The 3,963-nt window shown below is 54.3% G+C and carries 3 protein-coding genes; 2 read left to right on the top strand and 1 reads right to left on the bottom strand.

The annotated features are described in order from the left end of the window. Positions 1–336 precede the first annotated feature (336 nt). Positions 337–1,575, bottom strand: a complete 1,239-nt coding sequence (locus tag KKD83_05760; GenBank protein MBU2535652.1) for a homocitrate synthase — start codon at positions 1,573–1,575, stop codon at positions 337–339. Between the two features lie 222 nt (positions 1,576–1,797). Here KKD83_05760 and KKD83_05755 point away from each other — a divergent pair, with 222 nt between their 5' ends. Both KKD83_05755 and KKD83_05750 read left to right on the top strand, forming a co-directional pair. Continuing rightward, complete coding sequence (locus KKD83_05755; GenBank protein MBU2535651.1) at positions 1,798–2,088, top strand: DUF503 domain-containing protein; 291 nt, start codon at positions 1,798–1,800, stop codon at positions 2,086–2,088. 15 nt (positions 2,089–2,103) lie between these two features. Beyond that, positions 2,104–3,963 (top strand): DEAD/DEAH box helicase (locus KKD83_05750; protein MBU2535650.1); only part of this gene is annotated, 1,860 nt, incomplete at its 3' end.

Raw genomic sequence — 3,963 nt, 5'->3', positions numbered from 1 at the left:
TCTATGGAAAGGTTTATCGCTTCCAGCACCGGAACACTGTCATGGTGAACCCAAACATTTTCCAGCTTTACCAGTTCTTTGGTCGCCATTTTCCACCCCCCTTCAAGGCTTTTCCAGACATAATTATTAGGTAATCGCCTGCTTCACGTCAACCGTTTTATGATTTAATGTCAAAGATTATCATTGCAGAGCAGCGCGACAGGCATTAACTTTCCGAATATGGCTTCACCCAGGATGGTCGCTCTTTGGCTTTTTATTTCCGGCCACCTCCCTCATGGTTCGTAAATGAGAAGGGCTGCTTTTGATGGCAGCCCCGGTGATTTATAATTATTTCTGCTACGCCAGCGGCGTCAGTGTCAGCAGCTTTTTGGCTATCTTAGGATATTTAGCGATAAAAAGAAGCTCGTCCTCAACGAGGGGTTTCTGGGATTCCACGTTGGCATAGCGGACCAGCTCCAGAATCTCAGAGGCTTCTTCACGGCTGCTGAACCGTACTTCCATTTTACCCATAATATGGCTGAAGCCGGATATCCCGCTGTACTGCCCGGCGATGATTTCTCGACCCGTCTCCACCATTACCGGGTCGCCTCGCCCCAGCTCCTCATATCCGTACAATTCGTAGTTCTCCGGGTCTTTTAGCACGCCGTCGGCATGAATTCCGGAAGCGTGGGCGAAGGCGTTCGCGCCAACTCCTGGCTGGTTGATGGGGATGGGCACACCAAAAGCGTAGCTGGCAAACTTGGCTATCTTAAACGACTTGGATAAATCAATCGGCTGCCCCAGCTGGTACTTCTCGGCAAATTGCTTTGATTTGGCTATCGCCAGCATCACCGCCACCAGGTCGGCATTGCCGGCCCTTTCGCCAACGCCGTTCACGGTGGTATTGATGTAGGCATCCTGGCCGCCGTCAATAGCCCCTTTTGCCCCGGCCAGGGAATTGGCCACCGCCATCCCCAGGTCGCCATGGCAGTGTATTTCAATGGGTATGCCGATGTTTTCCGCCAGGCTTTTGATGGTTTCGTAAATGGTAAACGGGTTATCGTAGCCAAGGGTGTCGCAGTATCTGAGACGGTCGGCACCGTGTTCTCTGGCCGCCAGGCCGAACCTGAGGAGAAATTTGATGTCAGTCCTCGATGCGTCTTCCGCATTCACCCCCACCGATTCTGCCCCCAGCGCTTTGGCAGCGTCTAACGCCCCGGTCATATCATGGATGATATCTTCCTGCTGCTTTCTGCCCTGGAATTTTCCATTGATCATCTGGGCTGATGTGGAGATGGAGATATTCAGGTGCTTGATATCCGGTACTAGGTAGAATGCCGTCTCAACATCGCTGGCGATGGCCCTGACCCAGCCCTCCAGTCGAATCGGTTGCAGGACTCCCATCTCCGCCAGCTCCAGATTTGCCTGGAGGTACAGGGTCTCGTGCCTGGTGGTGGGGAAGCCAAACTCCGACTGAAAAACGCCCATCTCATTGAGGTAGAGGTTAATCAGCGTCTTTTCCAGCTTGGACAGGCCGAGCTTGGCGGTCTGCACCCCATCGCGGTTGGTCACGTCAATAAAATAAATCTTCGGCATCTGGCTATTCACCTTTGGAAAGTTCTGGTGGACGGTTTTAGGGTCAGTCCCGAGTCGGATATATAATCATAGCACAGGTTGTCCGATGCGGGCAAGCAGCATCGATTGACCATTGAATTATCGGTTTGACACCCGTGAGGTGGAATGCTACATTAGAAGCAAGGGTTATTGCGGAGCCGGGCCAGGTTCAGTTTTATTCATTTATTCCAGCTGGATACATCGATGAATGTTGGCATGTGCAAGATAAACCTTCGCCTGCCGGAGAACCTGTCTCTGAAAGGCAAGCGGCAGGTACTCAAGTCCATAACCAGTCGCGTCGGAAACAAGTTCAATGTCTCCGTGGCCGAAGTGGACAACCATGACCGCTGGCAGCTGGCGACCATCGGTATCTGCTGTGTCAGCAATGAAAACCGGCATGCCAACGAAGTACTGTCCAAAGTGGTTGATTTCGTGATCAACAGTCGATTTGAGGTCGAGATTCTCGATTACGAAATCGAGATACTGCCTGTCTGATAAGAGAGGGTCGCAGTGGATACTCTGGCCTTCCTGCATCATCTCCAGTCCCAACCTACTTTTGCCGACCAGATAGCTTATGTGGAGCGCATTCACCCCCGCCGTGCCGAGTACGCTGAACTTGACCAGCCGTTAGCTCCGGAACTACTGGAGCGCCTGCAGGCTCAAGGGCTTTTTCCTCTTTATACACATCAGGCGGAAGCGGTCAACAAGATACACGCGGGGCAGAACGTTATGGTGGCCACGGCCAGCGCCAGTGGGAAGACCCTCTGCTACAATATCGCGGTTGCCGAGGCACTCTTGGCAGACGGAGGGAGCCGTGCTATCTATCTCTTCCCGACGAAGGCTTTGGCGCAGGACCAGTTGCGTGCTTTACATAAACTATTCGCCCCAGACCTTTTCCAGTTTGAGGAACTGGATACGTTTGATGGCGATACGCCAAAAGCGGAGCGTGCCGAGATTAGGAAACGCGCCCGGATAATCCTGAGCAATCCCGATATGCTGCACTTGGGTATCCTGCCCAACCATCAGTACTGGTCGAGGCTGCTGCGCCACCTGCGATACGTGGTGGTGGATGAGGCCCATACTTACCGCGGCGTCTTTGGCTCACACGTGGCCGGTGTGCTGCGGCGACTGCGGCGTTTGTGCCGACTCTACGGCTCCAACCCGCAGTTCATCTGCTGTTCGGCGACCATTGCCAACCCGGGTGAACACGCCGAGCAACTGGTCGGATTGCCATTCGAGGTGGTTGACGGTGATGGCTCACCTCACGGCGGTAAGGACTTCGTTTTCTGGAACCCGCCCGTTATCGATGAAGCGAAAAGCGTCCGCCGCAGCGCCAACAGCGAGGCCACCCATCTGTTCACCGAGCTGGTGAACCAGGATATCCGTACCCTGACCTTTGCCCGCACCCGCCGCCTTACCGAGTTAATCTATATCTATTCCAGAGAAAGACTGACGGAGATAAGTATCGGACGGCCGCCGCAGATTAAGCCATATCGCGCCGGCTACCTTCCCGAAGAGCGTCGTCAGATAGAAAGAGAGCTTTTCAGCGGACAGCTTACCGGCGCGGTGGCCACGAATGCGCTGGAGCTGGGCATAAATATCGGCGACCTTGAGGCGACGGTGCTGGCGGGCTATCCGGGCACCATTGCCAGCACCTGGCAGCAGGCAGGCCGAAGCGGGCGGGGCCAGGAACAATCAATGAGCTTCCTGGTGGCGCTGAACAACCCGCTGGACCAGTATTTTATGCGGCACCCGGATTCATTCTTTGGCAAAAACTTTGAAAATGCGCTGGTAAATCCAAGTAACCCCTATATTTTACGGGCCCACCTGCTGTGTGCCGCCTGGGAGTGTCCTCTCGATAGCGGTGACGAGCAGATATTCGGCCCTGCCTACACACAGGAAAGAGATATGCTGGCAGAACAGGGTATCCTGCGGGAGCGCAACCAGAGGTGGTACCTGTCCCCGGCGATTGCCTATCCGGCGCAGGCGGTCAATATTCGTTCCACGTCGGGCAAAAATTTTGATGTGGTGGACACGTCAACGGACTCACTGCTGGAGACGGTGGAGGCCAGCGTGGCCTTCTTTCAGATACACCCCGGCGCCATCTACCTCCATCAGGGAGAGTCTTATTTAGTCAAAGAGCTGGACCTGAAGGAGCGTACCGCCTATGCCGAGCCGACAAGTGCCAATTACTACACCCAGACCAAGGAAATCGAGGATTTGCACATAGTGAAGGTATTGAATAAGAAGAAGGTCGGGAAGGTGAACCTGTACCTGGGGGAGGTCGAGGTCACCAACCACGTCGTGGGTTTCAAAAAGAAGGCGCAATATACGGAGGAGGTTATCGGGGAGGAACCGCTCGACCTGCCT

This window comes from Chloroflexota bacterium (genome assembly GCA_018829775.1).
Classification (GTDB): domain Bacteria; phylum Chloroflexota; class Dehalococcoidia; order Dehalococcoidales; family RBG-16-60-22; genus E44-bin89.
The sequence above is the reverse complement of the archived record's forward strand: the minus strand, read 5'-3'. Positions and strand labels throughout refer to the sequence as shown.

Coding starts and splice junctions, on each gene's coding strand:
- KKD83_05760 (MBU2535652.1), bottom strand. CDS start 1,575: ATGCCGAAGATTTATTTTATTGACGTGACCAACCGCGATGGGGTGCAG.
- KKD83_05755 (MBU2535651.1), top strand. CDS start 1,798: ATGAATGTTGGCATGTGCAAGATAAACCTTCGCCTGCCGGAGAACCTG.